19 protein-coding genes are annotated in these 17,949 nt (G+C 63.8%); 13 read left to right on the plus strand and 6 right to left on the minus strand.

Annotated features, from left to right (window positions below; genetic code table 11):
- Positions 1-72: 72 nt before the first annotated feature.
- Positions 73-924 (plus strand): MOSC domain-containing protein, encoded by an 852-nt coding sequence (locus AC07OK_RS21865; RefSeq protein ID WP_494692267.1) that lies wholly within the window; start codon positions 73-75, stop codon positions 922-924.
- Positions 925-1,004: 80 nt separating this feature from the next.
- The gene (locus tag AC07OK_RS21870) at positions 1,005-2,183 is read left to right on the plus strand and encodes a GGDEF domain-containing protein (protein ID WP_494692268.1); all 1,179 of its coding nucleotides are present in this window, start codon (positions 1,005-1,007) and stop codon (positions 2,181-2,183) included.
- On the opposite strand, the gene AC07OK_RS21875 is transcribed toward AC07OK_RS21870, so the two are convergent.
- A complete protein-coding gene (locus tag AC07OK_RS21875; RefSeq protein WP_494692269.1) occupies positions 2,180-4,162 on the minus strand; it encodes a monovalent cation:proton antiporter family protein in 1,983 nt (660 codons plus the stop codon). The genes AC07OK_RS21870 and AC07OK_RS21875 overlap by 4 nt on opposite strands.
- A 128-nt stretch (positions 4,163-4,290) precedes the next feature.
- Between AC07OK_RS21875 and AC07OK_RS21880 the strand changes: the two genes are divergently transcribed.
- The 10 genes from AC07OK_RS21880 (at position 4,291) to AC07OK_RS21925 (ending at position 11,841) form a co-directional block, all read left to right on the plus strand.
- Complete coding sequence (locus AC07OK_RS21880; protein ID WP_494692270.1) at positions 4,291-5,289, plus strand: KpsF/GutQ family sugar-phosphate isomerase; 999 nt, start codon at positions 4,291-4,293, stop codon at positions 5,287-5,289.
- Positions 5,289-5,819: a KdsC family phosphatase gene (locus AC07OK_RS21885; protein ID WP_494692271.1), complete on the plus strand. Its 531-nt coding sequence runs from the start codon at positions 5,289-5,291 to the stop codon at positions 5,817-5,819. The genes AC07OK_RS21880 and AC07OK_RS21885 overlap by 1 nt, the downstream gene beginning before the upstream one ends.
- A gap of 12 nt (positions 5,820-5,831) precedes the next feature.
- Complete coding sequence (gene lptC / locus AC07OK_RS21890; protein WP_494692272.1) at positions 5,832-6,425, plus strand: LPS export ABC transporter periplasmic protein LptC; 594 nt, start codon at positions 5,832-5,834, stop codon at positions 6,423-6,425.
- 28 nt (positions 6,426-6,453) lie between these two features.
- A complete protein-coding gene (gene lptA / locus AC07OK_RS21895) occupies positions 6,454-7,044 on the plus strand; it encodes a lipopolysaccharide transport periplasmic protein LptA (protein WP_494692273.1) in 591 nt (196 codons plus the stop codon).
- Between the two features lie 2 nt (positions 7,045-7,046).
- Positions 7,047-7,799, plus strand: coding sequence for an LPS export ABC transporter ATP-binding protein (lptB, locus tag AC07OK_RS21900; protein WP_020704452.1), 753 nt, complete (start codon positions 7,047-7,049; stop codon positions 7,797-7,799).
- A 5-nt stretch (positions 7,800-7,804) separates the two neighbouring features.
- Positions 7,805-9,283 (plus strand): RNA polymerase factor sigma-54, encoded by a 1,479-nt coding sequence (locus AC07OK_RS21905; RefSeq protein WP_116992741.1) that lies wholly within the window; start codon positions 7,805-7,807, stop codon positions 9,281-9,283.
- A 77-nt stretch (positions 9,284-9,360) separates the two neighbouring features.
- Entirely contained in the window at positions 9,361-9,720 is a 360-nt protein-coding gene (hpf, locus tag AC07OK_RS21910) for a ribosome hibernation-promoting factor, HPF/YfiA family (protein WP_026334892.1), read from the plus strand.
- Positions 9,721-9,813: 93 nt separating this feature from the next.
- The gene (locus AC07OK_RS21915) at positions 9,814-10,899 is read left to right on the plus strand and encodes an enoyl-CoA hydratase/isomerase family protein (protein WP_494692274.1); all 1,086 of its coding nucleotides are present in this window, start codon (positions 9,814-9,816) and stop codon (positions 10,897-10,899) included.
- A 12-nt stretch (positions 10,900-10,911) separates the two neighbouring features.
- The gene (locus AC07OK_RS21920) at positions 10,912-11,370 is read left to right on the plus strand and encodes an Lrp/AsnC family transcriptional regulator (protein WP_494692331.1); all 459 of its coding nucleotides are present in this window, start codon (positions 10,912-10,914) and stop codon (positions 11,368-11,370) included.
- 96 nt (positions 11,371-11,466) lie between these two features.
- Positions 11,467-11,841: a VOC family protein gene (locus AC07OK_RS21925; RefSeq protein ID WP_494692275.1), complete on the plus strand. Its 375-nt coding sequence runs from the start codon at positions 11,467-11,469 to the stop codon at positions 11,839-11,841.
- On the opposite strand, the gene rapZ is transcribed toward AC07OK_RS21925, so the two are convergent.
- The 5 genes from rapZ to ilvA all read right to left on the minus strand — a co-directional run bounded on the left by rapZ (position 11,842) and on the right by ilvA (position 17,052).
- The gene (rapZ, locus tag AC07OK_RS21930; protein WP_494692276.1) at positions 11,842-12,705 is read right to left on the minus strand and encodes an RNase adapter RapZ; all 864 of its coding nucleotides are present in this window, start codon (positions 12,703-12,705) and stop codon (positions 11,842-11,844) included. It abuts the gene before it with no gap.
- Positions 12,706-12,795: 90 nt separating this feature from the next.
- The gene (gene hprK, locus AC07OK_RS21935) at positions 12,796-13,731 is read right to left on the minus strand and encodes an HPr(Ser) kinase/phosphatase (RefSeq protein WP_008444515.1); all 936 of its coding nucleotides are present in this window, start codon (positions 13,729-13,731) and stop codon (positions 12,796-12,798) included.
- 66 nt (positions 13,732-13,797) lie between these two features.
- Complete coding sequence (locus AC07OK_RS21940; RefSeq protein WP_020704458.1) at positions 13,798-14,280, minus strand: PTS sugar transporter subunit IIA; 483 nt, start codon at positions 14,278-14,280, stop codon at positions 13,798-13,800.
- Between the two features lie 339 nt (positions 14,281-14,619).
- Positions 14,620-15,453 (minus strand): NADPH-dependent 7-cyano-7-deazaguanine reductase QueF, encoded by an 834-nt coding sequence (queF, locus tag AC07OK_RS21945; protein WP_494692332.1) that lies wholly within the window; start codon positions 15,451-15,453, stop codon positions 14,620-14,622.
- Between the two features lie 63 nt (positions 15,454-15,516).
- The gene (gene ilvA / locus AC07OK_RS21950) at positions 15,517-17,052 is read right to left on the minus strand and encodes a threonine ammonia-lyase, biosynthetic (protein WP_494692277.1); all 1,536 of its coding nucleotides are present in this window, start codon (positions 17,050-17,052) and stop codon (positions 15,517-15,519) included.
- A 204-nt stretch (positions 17,053-17,256) separates the two neighbouring features.
- Here ilvA and AC07OK_RS21955 point away from each other — a divergent pair, with 204 nt between their 5' ends.
- Entirely contained in the window at positions 17,257-17,748 is a 492-nt protein-coding gene (locus AC07OK_RS21955) for a YqaA family protein (RefSeq protein WP_494692278.1), read from the plus strand.
- The last annotated feature ends 201 nt before the right edge of the window (positions 17,749-17,949 follow it).

Below are 17,949 nucleotides of genomic sequence, written 5' to 3' on the forward strand. Positions count from 1 at the left end.
GCTCGCGCGGTTGATCGCGCGGTTGATCGTATAATGGCAATGTTTTCATCTGCCTAACGACTGGTGCCGAGCATGCCCATCCTTTCCGAAATCACGCTGTATCCGATCAAATCCTGCGGCGGCATCTCCTTGCAGGAAGCCACGCTGACCGTCACCGGCCTGATGACCGCGCAGATCTACGACCGCGAATGGATGGTGGTCGACGGCGCCGGCGTCTGCCTGACCCAGCGCGAACACCCGCGCATGGCGCTGATCACCCCCAGCCTCAAGGGCAGCACGCTGGAACTGCGCGCGCCCGGCATGCTGCGCCTGGAAATCCCGCTCGACCTGCCCGATCCCGATCAGGCGCCCACCCTCAGCACCCAGGTCTGGGACGACACCGTGCTGGCCTACGACTGCGACGAGCTGACCGCCGAATGGTTCAGCCGGGCGATCGGCGTGCCGTGCCGTCTGGCGCGCTTCCACGCCAAGGCCGAACGCGCCGTCAGCCAGAAGTGGACCAGCGGCGTGGCCGCCACCACCATGTTCTCGGACGGCTATCCGATGCTGGTGGCCGGCGCCGCCTCGCTGGACGACCTGAACGACAAGCTGCGCCGCGCCGGCCGCGACGCCATCCCGATGAACCGCTTCCGTCCCAACCTGGTCGTGGCCGGCATCGAGGCCTACGAAGAGGACTACGTTGACACGTTCCAGCTGGGCGATGCATTGCTGAAGCCGGTCAAGCCCTGTTCGCGTTGCCCCATGCCATCGGTCGACCAGGCCACCGGCGAGTTCGGTCCCGACCCGCTGGACCTGATGCAAGGCTACCGCGCCAAGCCGGAGCTGGACGGCGCCCTGTGCTTCGGCATGAACAGCATCCTGATCGCCGGCGAGGGCCAGCACGTGCGGGTCGGGCAGGAAATCGTCGTTAGCTTGGCGTTTTAATGCAGCCAGGCATTCCCAAGCGTTAAAACTTGGCGTAATGTGGCATCTGGCATGAAACAAGCTGATGAGTAAGGGCATATATGACGCAAACCGCAACCGGCAAGTTCTCGCCGCAGACTGACCACGCCGCGCGCGCGGTCGATCTGGCGGCCGAAAACCAGGCCCTGCGTGCGCGCATGGCTTACCTGCTGGAGCAGGCCGAGCGCAACCACTCCATCATGACCCGCCACCAGGCCTTCGACCTGGACATCGTCAGCGCCGCCAATTTTCCCGAACTGATAGGCACCATCTTCCGCGTGCTGCCGGTGATCTCCGAGCTCGACAGCGTGACCCTGACCTTGATCGACGAAGACGCCGACATCCGCACCGTCATGGCCAAGCTGGACGTGGTGTTTGCGGATTTCCCCGAACTGATTTTTGTTGAAACGCTCGACGGCCTGGGTTTCGATCTCGGCCAGCGCAACGCCTACTCGCCGACGCCCAAGCCGCTGCTGGGCATGTACGACGCGCGGCGCCATGCGGCGCCGTTCCCGCAGCCGCCGGCCGGCCTGCAAAGCGTGGCGCTGGTGCCGCTGCTGCGCAACAAGCGCATCATCGGCTGCCTCAACCTGGGCAGCTGCGATCCGACCCGCTTCACGCCCAGCCTGGGCACGGATTTCATCGAGCACATGGCGTCGATCATCGCCATCTGCCTGGAAAACGTCATCAGCAACGAGATGCTCAAGTACATCGGCCTGACCGATTCGCTGACCGGCGTCTACAACCGGCGCTATATCGACCGGCGCTTGCTGGAAGAGATCGCGCGCGCGCGGCGCCAGCAGTATCCGATCTCCTTCATGTACATCGACATCGACCATTTCAAGCGCGTCAACGACACCGTCGGCCACGGCGGCGGCGACGACGTGCTGCGCGAAGTGGCGACCCGCATCAAGAACGAGCTGCGCACGTCGGACGCGCTGGCGCGTTTCGGCGGCGAGGAATTCGTCGTGCTGCTGATCGACGCCAACCTCGACAGCGCCGCCTTCGTCGCCGAGCGCATCCGCGCCAGCGTGGCCGGCAGCATGATCGCCTTATCGCAGGAATTGCAGTTGTCGGTGACGGTATCGATCGGCGTGGCCTGTTTGAATCCGGGCGAAGCCGAAGGCGACCCGGCGGCCGTCGCGCGCGCCTGGGTGGCGCACGCCGACACCTTGCTGTACGTCGCCAAGGAAACCGGCCGCAACCGCGTAATCAGCCGCGATCCAGAACCCCGGGGTTAGCGCAACAGGCGCTGCTCGGCGCGGTTGACGGCTTCGGCTGTGCCGCGCAACACCACCACGTCGCCCGCTTCCAGCACCAGTTCGGGCGCCACTTCCAGCCGGCCCTTGCCGCGCCGGATGCTGCTCACGACGGCGCCCGCGCCGGCCACGTCGGTCTCGCCCAAGGACTTGCCCACGCTGACCGCGCTGCCGCTCAGCGTGACCGAATGCAGCCGCTCCAGGTCGGCCTCCTCGCCGGCGTCGCTGGCGCCGTGGAAGTAGCCGCGCAACGAGGCGTAGCGTTCTTCGCGCGCCGTCTGCACCCGGTGCACCACGCGCCGCAAGGGCACGCCCAGCATCACCAGCGCGTGCGAGGCCAGCATCAGGCTGCCCTCCATCAGCTCCGGCACCACTTCCGCCGCGCCGGCCGCTTTTAGCCGGTCGAGGTCGGTGTCGTCGTGGGAGCGCACGATCACCGGCAAGGCCGGCGCCAGCTCGTGCACCAGATGCAGCACTTTCAGCGCCGACGCCGTGCTGGCGTAGGTGATCACCACCGCGCTGGCGCGGTAGATGCCGGCCGCCACCAGGCTTTCGCGCCGCGCGGCGTCGCCGTAGGACACGTGGCGGCCGGCGCTCTGCGCTTCCTGCACCCGCTCCGGGTCCAGGTCCAGCGCGTGGTAGTCGATATGCTCTTCGCCCAGCAAGGTCGCCAGGCTCTGGCCGCTGCGGCCGAAGCCGCACACGATCACGTGCTTGTTGGTCGACATGGTGCGGCTGGCGATCTTGGTCAGCGCCAGCGATTGCATCATCCACTCGTTGCTCGACACCTTCATCACGATCTGGTCCGACTTGGAGATGATGAACGGCGCCACCAGCATCGACAGCACCATCGACGCCAGCACCACCTGGATGATGAACGGGTCCATCAGGTGGCTGCCGCCCGCCAGGTTCAGCAGCACGAAGCCGAACTCGCCCGCCTGTGCCAGCGCCAGGCCGGTGCGCATCGACACGCCGTCCGAGGCGCCGAACAGCTTGGCCAGGCCGGCGATCAGCGCGAACTTGAGCAGCACCGGCCCGGCCAGCAGCACCAGCACCAGCCACCAGTGCGCCAGCACCATCTGCACATTGAGCAGCATGCCGATGGTGATGAAGAACAGTCCCAGCAGCACGTCGCGGAAGGGCTTGATGTCCTCTTCCACCTGGTGCTTGTATTCGGTCTCGGAAATCAGCATGCCGGCCACGAAGGCGCCCAGCGCGAGCGACAGGCCGGCGCGCTCGGTGATCCAGGCCGCGCCCAGGGTGATCAACAGCAGGTTCAGCATGAACAGCTCCTGCGAGCGCCGCTTGACCACGATGGTGAACCAGCCGCGCACCAGCTTCTGGCCGAAGAACAGCAACAGCGCCAGCACGATCACGGCCTTGACGCCGGCCCAGGCCAGGGTCTCGACCAGCGCGTCCGGCCGCTGGCCCAGCGAAGGAATCAGGATCAGCAGCGGCACCACGGCCAGATCCTGGAACAGCAGGATGCCGATGATCTTGCGGCCGTGCTCGCTCTCCAGCTCCAGCCGCTCGGTCAGCATTTTTGACACGATGGCGGTCGAGGACATGGCCAGCGCGCCGCCCAGCGCGAACGAGGCTTGCCAGCCGATGTGGATGCCCGCGGGCAGTTGGGTGGCGAGGGCCCAGCCGAACAGCATGGTGGCGACGATGGTCAGCACCACCTGCGCCATGCCCAGCCCGAACACGATGCCGCGCATGGCCATCAGTTTGGGCAGGGAGAACTCCAGGCCGATGGAGAACATCAGGAACACCACGCCGAATTCGGCCAGCGAGTGGAACGCTTCGCTCGACTCGGCCAGGCCCAGCGCGTGGGGGCCGATCAGGATGCCGACCGCCAGGTAGCCCAGCATGGGCGGCAAATGCATCATGCGGAAAGCGACGACGCCCAGCACCGCGCTGCCCAGCAACAACAAGGTTAATTCCAAAGGTGAAAACGTCATATCAACATCGCCAGAAAATATTATTTCGTTGTTTGTGGGCCGGTGCGGGCCGTTATGTTGTAACTGGCAAGTTTTTTGCTTTCTCAATTCGGCTATACTTGGGCATGAGTGTAACCCATGAAAAAACAATGCTGAAAGCTTTTGACGCAAATATGGCCGCGCATGCGTTGCGGCTGGCCCGCGACACCCTGCAGAACGAAGCAGAGGCGATCGCGGCCCTGAACGCCCGCATGGACGCCGACGACAGCGTGGTGCAGGCCATCGAATTGCTGCTGAACTGCAAGGGCCGCGTCGTCGTGTCCGGCATCGGCAAGTCCGGCCATATCGGCCGCAAGATCGCCGCCACGCTGGCCTCGACCGGCACCCCGGCCTTGTTCGTGCACCCGGCCGAAGCGGCCCACGGCGACCTCGGCATGGTCACCGCCGACGATGCCTTCATCGCCATTTCCTACTCCGGCGAAAGCGCCGAGCTGATGACCATCCTGCCGGTGGTCAAGCGCATGGGCAGCAAGGTCATCGCCATGACCGGCAAGCCCGGCTCCAGCCTGGCCGGGATCGCCGACGTCCACCTGAACGTGGCCGTGGCCAAGGAAGCCTGCCCGATGAACCTGGCGCCGACCACCTCGACCACCGTCACGCTGGCGCTGGGCGACGCCATCGCCGTCGCGCTGCTGGACCTGCGCGGCTTCAAGGAAGAAGACTTCGCCCGCTCCCATCCGGGCGGCGCGCTGGGCCGCCGCCTGCTGACCCATGTGCGCGACGTCATGCGCAGCGGCGACGCCGTGCCGCGCGTGACCGCCGATGTCAAGCTGACCGACGCGCTGCTGGAAATCACGCACAAGGGCATGGGCATGACCGCCGTGGTCGACGCCGACGACAAGCCGATCGGCGTGTTCACCGACGGCGACCTGCGCCGCATGATCGAGAAGGTCCAGGACTTCACCAAGGTGGTGATCCGCGACGTGATGCACGCCAACCCGCGCAGCATCTCGCCGGAAAAACTGGCGGTCGACGCCGTGGCCGTGATGGAACAGTTCCGCATCAACCAGATGCTGGTGACCGACGCCGACGGCAAGCTGGTCGGCGCGCTGCACATCCACGACCTGACCCGTGCCAAGGTGATCTGATGGCCGATCTGACTTATGTGGAACGCGCCGCGCGCGTCAAGCTGATGATCTTCGACGTCGACGGCGTGCTGACCGACGGCAGCCTGCACTACGGCGCCGACGGCGAAGCGCTGAAGACCTTCAATGTGCACGACGGCCTGGGCATCAAGCTGCTGCAGGAGTCCGGCGTGCAGACCGCCATCATCAGCGCGCGCACCTCGCCGCAGGTGATCAAGCGCGCGGCCGACCTCGGCATCGTCCACCTGCACCAGGGCGGCCACGACAAGCTGACGCCGTTCAAGGCGCTGCTGGAAAAGACCGGCCTCACCGCCGACCAGGTCGGCTTCATCGGCGACGACGTGGTCGACCTGCCGATCCTGACGCGCGTCGGTTTCGCCGTCGCCGTGCCGAACGGCCGCGCCGAAGTGCTGGAGCGCGCCCACCACACCACGGTGGCCGCCGGCGGCCGCGGCGCGGTGCGCGAAGTGTGCGAGCTGCTGATGCACGCGCAGGGTACGTACGAGCGCGTGATGGCGCAGTTCCTGGTTTGACGAGGATCGAGCATGCGTAAAAAAACAGCCCATCGCTGGCAGCTTACCGTCATCATGATGGTCGGCGTGTTTGTCGCCGTCGGCAGCTTCTGGCTGGTGCAGGTGGTCAACCAGGCCGGCCAGGATGCGCAGGTGGACCAGCATCGCAATGAGCCGGACTACATCATCGACCGCTTCAGCATGGTGCGCATGAACAAGGCCGGCCAGCCGGCCTACATCATCTCCGGCGACAAGCTGACCCACCGGCCGGTCGACGATGCCTCCGACATCGACAAGCCGACTGTGCACAGCCTGTCCGGCGACCAGCCGCCGATGAATATCAATGCCGACACCGCCCATGTCGACCAGGGCAATACGCGCGTCAAGCTCAACGGTAATGTGAGCGTGGTGCGTCCGGCCGGGCCGCAAGCGCAGGCGATGCGCATGACCACGCCGGCGCTGACCGTCTACCCGGACGAAGAACGCATGGAAACCGCCAGCCCGGTGGCGCTGGAAATGGGCAACGCCAGCGCCAATGGCGTCGGCATGAAGGCCAATAACGCCACCCGCGCAGTGCAGCTGGGCGGACGCGGACAACTGACGATGCCGCCGCGCGCCGGCCATTGAGGAAACAATGATGATGAATGGAATGACGATGAAGAAACTGATACTCTCGGCGGCGATGTTGTTGATGGCGGCCGGTGTGGCCCACGCGGAAAAAGCCGATGCCAACAAGCCGACCAAGATCGATTACGACGACCTGCAAATCGACGACGTCAAGCAAATCAAGACGCTGATCGGCAATGTCGTGCTGACGCGCGGCACCTTGCTGATGAAGTCGCCGAAGGCGGTGGTGACCACCGATCCCGAAGGCTATAACTTCGTCGTGCTGACCAGCACGCCGGGCACGCTGTCGACCTTCCGCCAGAAGCGCGACGGCGCCGGCGACCAGTGGATCGAGGGTGAAGCCGAGCGCATCGAATACAGCGACAAGACCGACCTGGTCAAGCTGTTCTCGAAAGCCAGGGTGCGCCAGCTGGAAGGCCCGCGCATGACCAGCGAAGTCAACAGCGAGTTCATTTCCTACGACAGCCGCACCGAACATTTCGACGTCAAGAACAACGTCTCCGGCGTCAGCAAGCCGGGCGCCGGCCGCGGCACCATGGTGATCCAGCCGACCATCCGTCCGGCCGCGCCGGCGGCACCCGCACCGGCCGCATCGACGCCGCCGGCCACGGAGAAGTAAGCATGGAACCATCCTGCGGTAGCACCCTGATCGTGCGCGGCCTGCAAAAGACCTATGGCAAGCGCCAGGTCGTGCATGACGTGTCCCTGCAAGTCGAATGCGGCGAAGTGGTGGGCCTGCTCGGCCCCAACGGCGCCGGCAAGACCACCTCGTTCTACATGATCGTCGGCCTGGTGCCGTCGGACGCCGGCAGCATCGATATCAGCGGCACCGATATCTCCTCGCTGCCTATCCACCGCCGCGCCTCGCTCGGCTTGTCCTACCTGCCGCAGGAAGCGTCGGTGTTCCGCAAGCTGACGGTGGAAGAAAATATCCGCGCCGTCCTCGAAATCCAGAAAGTGGACGGCAAGCCTTTATCCAAGGCTGCCATTGATGAACGGCTCAATACCCTGCTGGCCGATTTGCAAATCGAAAAACTGCGCGAGAACCAGGCGCTGTCGCTGTCGGGCGGCGAGCGCCGCCGCGTGGAGATCGCGCGCGCACTGGCGACCAACCCGCGCTTCGTGCTGCTCGACGAACCATTCGCCGGGGTCGACCCGATCGCCGTGATTGAGATCCAGCGCATCGTGCGCTTCCTCAAGGAACGCGGCATCGGCGTCCTCATTACCGATCACAATGTGCGCGAGACGCTGGGCATCTGCGACCGCGCATATATCATCAACCAGGGCACGGTATTGGCTTCAGGCCGGCCAGACGACATCATCGCCAACGAATCGGTGCGTCGCGTGTATCTGGGTGAACACTTCCGCATGTAAAACCCATGAAACAGTCTTTGCAACTGCGCACGTCGCAGCACCTCGCGCTGACACCTCAGTTGCAGCAGTCGATCCGGCTGCTGCAGTTGTCGACGCTGGAGCTGCACCAGGAACTGGAACAGCTGCTGACCGATAATCCGCTGCTGGAGCGCCTCGACGACCCGCTGGACCGCTCGCTGCGGCTGCTGTCGGACGGCGCCATCAGCCAACAAGCCCCGGTCGGCGACGCGCCGCCCGAGGGCCCGCCCAACGCCCAGGAGGCGCCGGCCGCCGACGCCGACAACTACGACGGCCCGGCCGCCGACACCGAAAGCACCAGCAGCGACGCCGATGTCGACTGGAGCGACGCCGGCCGCAGCAAGGCGCCCGACGACGAGGACTCGCGGCCGCAACTGGAGGCCAGCCACTGCACCTTGCGCGAACACCTGATGGAGCAGATGCGGGTGACGGTGCTGGAGATGCGCGACCGCGCGCTGGTCGAGCTGATCATCGACGCGCTGGACGAAAACGGCTACCTCGAGGAATCGCTGGAAGAAATCCTGGCCCGCCTGCCGGAAGAACTGGAACTGGAGCTCGACGAATTGCAGACCGCCTTGTCGATGCTGCAAAGCTTCGATCCGATGGGCGTGGGCGCGCGCAACGCGTCCGAATGCCTGGCGCTGCAGATCAAGCGTCTGCCGGCGATTCCGATGGTCACGCGGCGCATGGCGCTGGCGATTGTTGAAAATCATTTGACCTGGTTTGCCCAGCGCGATTTCAACAAACTGAAGAAGGCGCTGCTGTGCGACGACGAAGATTTGCGCGAAGCACAAACCGTCATCCGCCAGTGCAATCCGCATCCGGGTTCGGCGTTCGCGTCGGACGTGTCGGACTACGTGGTGCCGGACGTGATCGTCAAAAAAGCGCGCAACGGCTGGCAAGTGAGCCTGAACAACGACGTCATGCCGCGCCTGCGCGTGAACGCCATGTACGCCAACCTGCTCAAGCAGGGAAAAGGCGAGGGCGCGATGGGCGCGCAGCTGCAGGAAGCGAAGTGGCTGATCAAGAATATGCGCCAGCGTTTCGACACGATTTTGCGCGTTGCACAAGCGATAGTAGAACGACAAAAGAACTTTTTCTCCCATGGCGCGGTTGCCATGCGCCCCCTTGTGCTTCGTGAAATTGCTGATACACTGGGTCTACACGAGAGCACTATTTCTCGTGTAACAACTCAAAAATATATGCTGACCCCGCATGGCATGTTTGAGTTGAAATATTTCTTTGGTAGCCATGTCGCCACCGAAGCGGGGGGGGAAGCAAGTTCGACGGCGATACGTGCACTCATCGTGCAATTGACAGGAGCAGAAGACCCGAAAAATCCTTTATCCGACAGTAAGATTGCGGACATGCTGGGAGAACAAGGCATGGTGATTGCGCGACGCACTGTTGCCAAATATCGCGAAGCGTTGAAGATCCCGCCAGTCAGTCTCCGTAAATCTTTGTAGTTACTTGGTTCCTGCGCGCCCGGCGGTAATGGGCTCCGCACTAACCGTAAGAAGCGACATTATCTTTAGGAGTGTGTATGAATCTCACCATCAGTGGACATCATCTCGAAGTGACCTCGGCCATCCGTGAATACGTGCAGAACAAGCTGGAACGCGTCACCCGCCACTTTGATCAAGTGATTGATATTGCTGTCATCCTGACTGTAGATAACCTCAAAGAGAAAGAGAAACGCCAGAAGGCTGAAATCAACCTGCGCATGTCGGGCAAGACCGTCTACGTGGAAAGCCTGTCGCAAGACCTGTACGCCGCCATCGATACCTTGATCGACAAGCTGGATCGGCAGGTCATGAAGTACAAAGCCAAGGTCCAAGAGCACGGCCACGATGCGATCAAGCATCTCCCGGATAGCTACGAACCCGCTGCCGCCGCCCTATAACAACGGCCCCGGCACCATCCAACTAAGGGCGCAGAGGCGCCCTTTTTTGCGCCCGCAGTAAAATAGGGTTTTCACCACGACCCTAGAGACTCCATGAGCGAATACGTCCACACCAGCGTCAGCAACGGAACCGGCTTCATCACGCTGGACCGGCCCAAGGCCTTGAACTCTTTGTCGCTGGCGATGGTGCGCGATATCACGGCGGCGCTGATGGCGTGGCGCGACGACAGCGGCGTGGCCGCCGTGGTCATCCGCAGCAGCAGCGAAAAGGCCTTCTGCGCCGGCGGCGACATCCGCTTCTTCTACGACGCCGGCCGCGCCACGCCGCAGGGCGGCAGCGCGTTGGTGGAGGATTTCTTCACCGAGGAATACGCGCTCAACCACCTGATCCATTTTTATCCCAAGCCCTACGTCGCGCTGATGGACGGCGTGGTCATGGGCGGCGGCATGGGCGTGGCGCAGGGCGGTCCTGATTGCCGCGTGCGCATCGTCACCGAGCGGACCAAGATGGCCATGCCGGAAGTGAACATCGGCCTGTTCCCGGATGTGGGCGGCAGCTATTTCCTGGCGCGCGCGCCGGGCAAGTTGGGCTGCTACCTGGGCGTCACCGGCGTCACCATCGGTGCGGCCGATGCGCTGCATGCGGGGCTGGCCGATCACTTTGTGCCGGGCAGCGACATGGCGGCGCTGTCGGCGCTGCTTGAGTCGACGCCGGGCGCGGGCTTGGCCGAGGCCATCGCGGCTTTCGCGGCGCCGTTCAGGGCCGCTGCCGGCGACAGCAAGCTGGCGGCCGAGCGCGCCGCTATCGACCGCCACTTCGGCGCCGGCTCGGTGCCCGCCATCATCGCCTCGCTGAAAACCGACGACAGCGCCTTCGCGCAAAAGACGCTGCAGGTGATGGCCACCCGCTCGCCGCTGATGATGTGCGTGACGCACGAGCTGGTCCGGCGCGGCGCCGCAATGGGCGTGGCCGATTGCCTGCGCATGGAGCGCACGCTGGTGCGCCACAACTTCGAGGACGGCGAAGTGATCGAAGGCGTGCGCGCGCTGGTCATCGACAAGGACAACGCGCCGCAGTGGAAGCCGGCCTCGCTGGACGAGGTCGACGAGGCGATGGTGCGGCGCTTCTTCCAGCCGGTGTGGCCGGACTACGCCCACCCGCTGCGCCACCTGGACTAAGCGCCGATGGCCGTGGAACTGGACCGACTCGACATCCAGATACTGAACCTGCTGCAGGAGGACGCCAGCATCCCGCTGCGGCGCATCGCCGGGCTGGTGCACGCGTCCGCCGCCACCTGCCAGCGCCGCATCGCGCAGTTGCGCGCCAGCGGCGTGCTGGTCAAGGAGGTGGCGCTGGTGGACCGGGTGCGCGTCGGCCGCCCGCTGACCGCGTTCGTCACGGTGCAGCTGGAGCAGCAGAATACCTCGCTGTTGAAAATGTTCGAGTCGCTGATGCGCGAAGAGCCCGACGTCATGGCCTGCTACGAAGTGGCGGGCGAGTTCGACTTCATGCTGGTGGTGACGGCGGTGTCGATGGAAGCGTTCCAGGCCTTCACCCGGCGCGTGTTCACGTCGAATAATAACGTCAGCAACTACAAGAGTTTGCTGGCCATGAACTGCGCCAAGTTCGAGACCAAAGTGCCGCTGTGAAGATCGAGTAATTCTTGCATCGCGGCGGGTGAGATTGCAATGTTGTCTCACCGCCGCTCAGTATGATGGGCCTTCCAACTTCAGGAGGACAGCATCATGATCGACCACGTTTCCATCGGCACCCGCGCACTGCCGCGCGCCACGGATTTCTACACCGCCTGCTTCGCGCCGCTGGGCTACACCTTGCAGCACAGCGACGCCACCCAGGTGATCTACGGCGCCGATGGCGCCTGGAGTTTTTGCCTCTACCCGTCGGTGAGCGAGGACGTGCTGGCCGGCGACCGCGCCCATGTGGCCGTCGCCGCGCCCAGCCGGCAGGCGGCCAGGGAGTTTTTCGACGCGGCGATGGGGCTTGGCGCGACACCGCTGCGCGAGCCCGGCTTGCGGCCGGACATCAACGAGCGCTACTTCGGCACCATGATCAAGGACCCGGACGGCCACACCATCGAAGTGGTGCACTGGAGCCGCTGATCAGGCCTGTTCGCGGTGGCGCAGGATGACGCGTTCGGATTGCTGGAAGTAGGCCGCCAGTTGCTCGGCCATGAAGACCGAGCGGTGCTGGCCGCCGGTGCAGCCCACCGCCACCGTCAGGTAGCTGCGGTTGTCGGTCTTGAAGGACGGCAGCCATTTCTCGATGAAGACGCGGATGTCGTTCATCAGGTCCAGCGCGCTCGGCTGGGCGTTGAGGAAGTCGATCACCGGCGCGTCGCGGCCGGTCAGCGGACGCAAGGTCAGGTCGTAGTAGGGGTTCGGCAGCGCCCGCACGTCGAACACGAAGTCCGCGTCCAGCGGCACGCCCAGCTTGAAGGCGAACGATTCAAAGAACAGGATCAGCGGCGCCCGCTCGATTGCCACCAGGTCCTTGACCCAGGCGCGCAGCTTGTTGGCGCTCAGCTCCGAGGTGTCGATCACATGGCCCAGTTGTTCGATGGCCGACAGCCGCTCGCGCTCTTCCGAAATGCACTCGATCAGCGTGCGGCGCGCCGCCGGGTTATGGCCCGGCCGCAGTTCGTGCGACAGTGGGTGGCTGCGCCGCGTTTCCGAGAAGCGCGCCACCAGCGAGTGCGTGTTCGCGGTCAGGAACATGACCTTGACGTCGTGCCCCAGCTCGCGCAGGCGCTCGACGGCCGCCGGCAGCGTGGCCAGCGATTCGGCGCTGCGCGCGTCGACCGCCACGGCCAGCGCCTCCAGACCGTCGGCGACCAGGGTGTCCACCAGGCTCGACAGCAGGGCTGGCGGCAGATTGTCGACGCAATAGTGTCCAGTGTCTTCCAGGACGTTCAGGGCCACGGACTTGCCGGAGCCGGAAATACCGGTAATGAGTACGATGCGCATAGGCCACGATGATACCGCAGGCCGGACTTACTTGCCCAGAATGACCATGTTTAGTTTTCGCAATGATGCGGAAAAGCTATGGGTGCCGGCTTAGTCGCCGCTCATCGCTTGTCTTTGACGCTCCATGAATTCCTGCAGCGTATCGATGCCGCGCAGTTGCAGGATGGTGTTGCGCACGGCGGCTTCCAGCAGCACCGCGATGTTGCGGCCGGCCGCCACCGGGATCACCACCTTGCGGATCGGCAGGCCCAGCACGTCTTCGGTCGGGAACTGGAACGGCAGGCGCTCGACTTCCTCGTCGGCCGCGCCGCGCCGCACCAGGTGCACGATCAGTTTCAAGCGCATCTTGCGGCGCACCGCGGTCTCGCCGAAGATGGCCTTGATGTCCAGCAGCCCCAGCCCGCGCACTTCCAGCAGGTTTTGCAGCAGCGCCGGGCAGCGGCCTTCGATCATGTTGGGCGCGATGCGCGAGAACTCCACCGCGTCATCGGCCACCAGGCCGTGCGAACGCGAAATCAGCTCCAGGCCCAGCTCGCTCTTGCCGAGGCCGGAGTCGCCGGTGATCAGCACGCCCACGCCCAGCACGTCCATGAACACGCCGTGCATGATGATGCGTTGCGCCAGCTTCTTCGACAGGTAGACGCGCAGGAAGTCGATCACCTGCGCGGCCGGCAGCGGCGTGGAGAACAGCGGAATGTTTTTCTCGTCGCAGATGGCGAGGATGTCGGGCGGCGTCTCCAGACCCTGGGCGATGATCAGCGCCGGCGGACCGCCGGCGATCAGCTCGCCGATGACGTGGGCGCGCGTCAGCGACTTCAGGCGCTGGTAGTAGTTGATTTCCTGGTGCCCGAAGACCTGGATGCGGCCCGGGTGGATGGTGTTCAGGTGGCCGACCTGGTCGGCGGCCGAGGCGACGTCGCCCGAGATCAGGCGTTCGCCGCCGGGGAAGCCGGCGAACCAGCCTAGCTGCAAACTTTCGCGATTGTCGTCGTAGAGGCGTTGGATCGTCAGCGGAGTTTGCAGCATGGGTCGTCTTTACATGAGGATGAACTGAAGCCTAGTTTAACCTATTGTATGACGACCAAGACAATCTCAACCCGCGGCCTGCAGGCTCGGCATCCAGTTGATGATGCGCGAGTGCACCGATTTCGGATCCGCGTCCGTGCTCAGCGCGGTGCGGAAGGCGTCGTCGGAGAACATCTCGGCGATCTCGGACAGGATCTCCAGGTGTTGCTGGGTGACGTGGTCCGGGATCAGCAGGAAGAACAGCAGATTGACCGGCTTGCCGTCGGGCGATTCGAACGGGATCGGCTCGGCCAGGCGCACGAAGGCCGCCAGCGGCGATTTCAGGCTTTTCATGCCCTTGATGCGGCCATGCGGGACGGCGACGCCATGCCCCAGTCCGGTCGAACCCAGGCGCTCGCGCGCGAACAGGTTGTCCGACACGGTGGAGCGGGCGATGCCGCAGTTGTTCTCGAAGATCAGGCCGGCTTGCTCGAAAGCGCGCTTCTTGCTGGAGACTTCCAGATCCAACAACACGTTTTCCAGTGAAAGTATTTTGCTCAGGTTATTCATAACGCGACATAGAATGTTGCAACGCACAAAGGTGGCATGCGAGCAGAATTATAGGCTTGTTTCTGCGCCATGTAACAGGAAATCGCTCGCGCCCGTTGTAACGCTTGTGTCGGCCAGCCGGCGCGCGGGCTGGAATGAAATGCAGCAAAGAAAGGAATCGCTATTTCTGAATAGAAATCACGGAAAACGCCGGTTTTTCGCCAGGGGCTGGGGCGAATTTCCGATTATTTGCGCGTTTTCAGGCCGGTGGGGCCGTATGGCGCGCGGTGGTCAACAACCGCGCGCCATGTGCACATCATACGCCTGATTTTTCCTGTTTGATTGGAAAAAGCGCCAGTTTTATTGACGTGCGCCACGAAGATTGGGCGGTTTCTGTGCTGTGCTGAAGTTGCTGCGCCAGGGGTTGATGTCCAGTCCGCCGCGCCGCGTGTAGCGGGCGTACACCGACAATTGCTGGGGCTGGCATTGGCGCAGGATGTCGGTGAAGATGCGCTCCACGCATTGCTCGTGGAACTCGTTGTGCTCGCGGAAGCCGATCAGGTAGCGCAGCAGGCTTTCCTGGTCGATCTGCGGACCGGAATAATGGATCTGCACGCTGGCCCAGTCCGGCTGTCCGGTGACCAGGCAGTTCGACTTGAGCAGGTGCGAGATCAGTTTTTCCTCCACCGGCTCCTCGTCCAGCGCCGCCTTGAGCAGCTCCGGCGCCGGGTGGTAGTGGTCGACCTCGATGTCGAGGCGGTCCAGCAGCAGGCCGTCGAGCTCGCCCATTTCCACCATGCCGAATTCCTCCGGCTGGGTCAGCGAGATGTGCACGTTGGCGCCGAAGCCGTTCGACAAGTCCTGTTGCAGCAGGTTCTTCAGCGCGACCACGTTGTCGAGGCGGGTCTGGTTGTAGGAGTTCAGGTAGAGCTTGAAGGACTTCGACTCGATGATGTTGGGCGAGTCGGCCGGCACGGTGATGCGGGCGATCGCCACCTGCGGCTTGCCGCGCGCGTTGAGCCACGAGATTTCGTAGGCGTTCCAGATGTCGACGCCGAAGAAGGGCAGGGTGCCGGTCAGGCCGAGCTCGTCGCGCTTGCCCTGGCGCGCGATCGGGAACAGCAGTTCCGGCGCGTAGTCGGTGCGGTAGGCGGAGGTTTTTCCCAGTGGGGACAAGTCGACGGTGTTGGTCATGGCGATGTGTGGTGTTTCAGTGAAGGACGGCATGGTAGCGCAAACCATGCCGTCGTGCTGCGGTTAGCCCAGGAACAGCTTGTACACCGGGTTGGCGCTCTCATCCCAGTAGCGGTAGCCCAGCGTGGTCAGGAATTGCGCGAACTGGTCCATTTCCCCGGCCGGCACCTGCAGGCCGATCAGGATGCGGCCGACGTCGCCGCCCTGGCTGCGGTAGTGGCACAGCGAGATATTCCAGTTCGGCGCCATCGAATTGAGGAAGCGCATCAGCGCGCCCGGACGCTCGGGGAATTCGAAACGGTACAGCAACTCGTCCTTGGCCAGCGCGCTCTTGCCGCCCACCAGATGGCGGATGTGGGCCTTGGCCAGCTCGTCGTGGGTCAGGTCCAGCGTCTTGAACTCGTTCTGCTCGAAGATGCGTGCCAGCGTGCCCGATTCGCTGCGGTCGGCGATCTGTACGCCGCAGAACACATGGGCCTCGTCCTTGTCGCTGATGCGGTAGTTGAACTCGGTCACATTGCGCGGGCCCACCAGCTCGCAGAAGCGCTTGAAGCTGCCGCGCTGTTCCGGCAAGGTGACGGCGAACACCGCCTCGCGCGCTTCGCCCAGCTCGGCGCGTTCGGCGACGAAGCGCAGACGGTCGAAGTTCATATTGGCGCCGCTGGCGATGGTGATCAGCGTTTCGTTCTTGATCGGGTCCTTGCTCAGCGCGGCGCGCTCGACGTAGGCCTTGGCGCCGGCGATGGCCAGCGCGCCGGACGGCTCCAGGATCGAGCGGGTGTCGCTGAACACATCCTTGATGGCCGCGCTGATGGCGTCGGTATCGACCAGGATGATGTCGTCCACATACTGCTGCACCAGGCGGAAGGTTTCCTCGCCGGCCAGGCGCACCGCGGTGCCGTCGGCGAACAGGCCGACGTCGGACAGCGTGACGCGCTCGCCGGCCTTGACGCTGCGCGCCATGGCGTCGGAATCGAGGCTTTGCACGCCGATGATCTTGATGTCCGGGCGGATCTGCTTGACGTAGGCGGCGATGCCGGAGATCAGGCCGCCGCCGCCGATCGGCACGAAGATCGCGTGGATCGGGCCGGAATGCTGGCGCAGGATTTCCATGCCGATGGTGCCCTGGCCGGCGATGACGTCGGGATCGTCGAACGGGTGGACGAAGGTCAGCTTCTGTTCCTGTTCCAGCAATAGCGCGTGGTTGTAGGCGTCGGTATAGGATTCGCCGTGCAGCACCACCTCGACATCGGCGCCGCCGCGCGCCTTGACCGCCTCCACCTTCACTTGCGGGGTGGTGGTCGGCATCACGATGACCGCGCGGCAGCCCATGCGCGCCGCCGACAGCGCCACGCCCTGGGCGTGGTTGCCGGCCGAAGCGCAGATCACGCCGCGCTTGCGCTGGGCGTCGCTGAGGTGGGCCATCTTGTTGTAGGCGCCACGAATCTTGAAGCTGAACACGCTCTGCATGTCCTCGCGCTTGAAATAAATTCGGTTCTCGAAGCGCTGCGACAGCGTCGGCGCGAGTTCCAGCGGGGTTTCAGTAGCGACGTCGTAGACGCGCGCGGTCAGGATTTTCTTCAGATAGTCGATAGTCATGGTTTGCAAACATAGTGATTCCGGGGCTCTGGGGGGCAGACCTGACCCCCAGGGTGCTTTGCTCATTCAGTGCTAACTATCCGGCGTGTGACCGGGTGAAGCAGGGGCGCGGGCCGCGCGCGGATGGGTGCGCGGTACGACTGTTCAATCATGCGGTGTGCGACTCATTATAATGGACACCTTTCCTTCCGCTCAAAGAAACCGATGATCGACTCTGCAATCACCTGGCTGCTGCACGTACTGGCGGCGCCGGAAGTGGGCCTGACTTCGGTCTTTATCATCAGCTTGATCTCCGCTACGTTGCTGCCGCTGGGCTCGGAACCGGCGGTGTTTGCCGTCATCAAGGCCAATCCGGCCCTGTTCTGGAGCGTCATCGCCGTCGCCACCGTCGGCAATACGCTGGGCGGCGCCATCGATTACTGGATGGGCTACCAGGCCAAGCAGACTTTCTCCAAGGAGCGCAAAAGCCGCTGGTTCCACTGGCTGGAACGCTACGGCGCCAAGACCATGCTGCTGGCCTGGCTGCCCGGCATCGGCGATCCGCTGTGCACCCTGGGCGGCTGGCTCAGGCTGCCTTTCTGGCCCAGCATCGCCTATATGGCGATCGGAAAATTGCTGCGCTACCTGACCATGACCGCTCTGCTGTTGTACGTGCCGGACGGGGTTTGGCATCGGATAGGCCAATTGCTCGGCTAATTTGGTGCAAGCTATCATATTGCCATATGCTCTTGCGCATGAATTTCGTTCAGTTTTATAGCGAGTATTTATCCGTTATTGCCAATAAAATCCGGAATTTGCAAATTTTTGGCGGGTTGTTGCAGCCCGGATAGCCCCTCGGCCGCCAAGGGGTGTTACGGCGTGGTGCGCCGCAATACGCTAGAATGACCCTCCCGGGTT

The sequence above is a fragment of the Duganella sp. GW821-FHT07G03 genome (assembly GCF_059418605.1).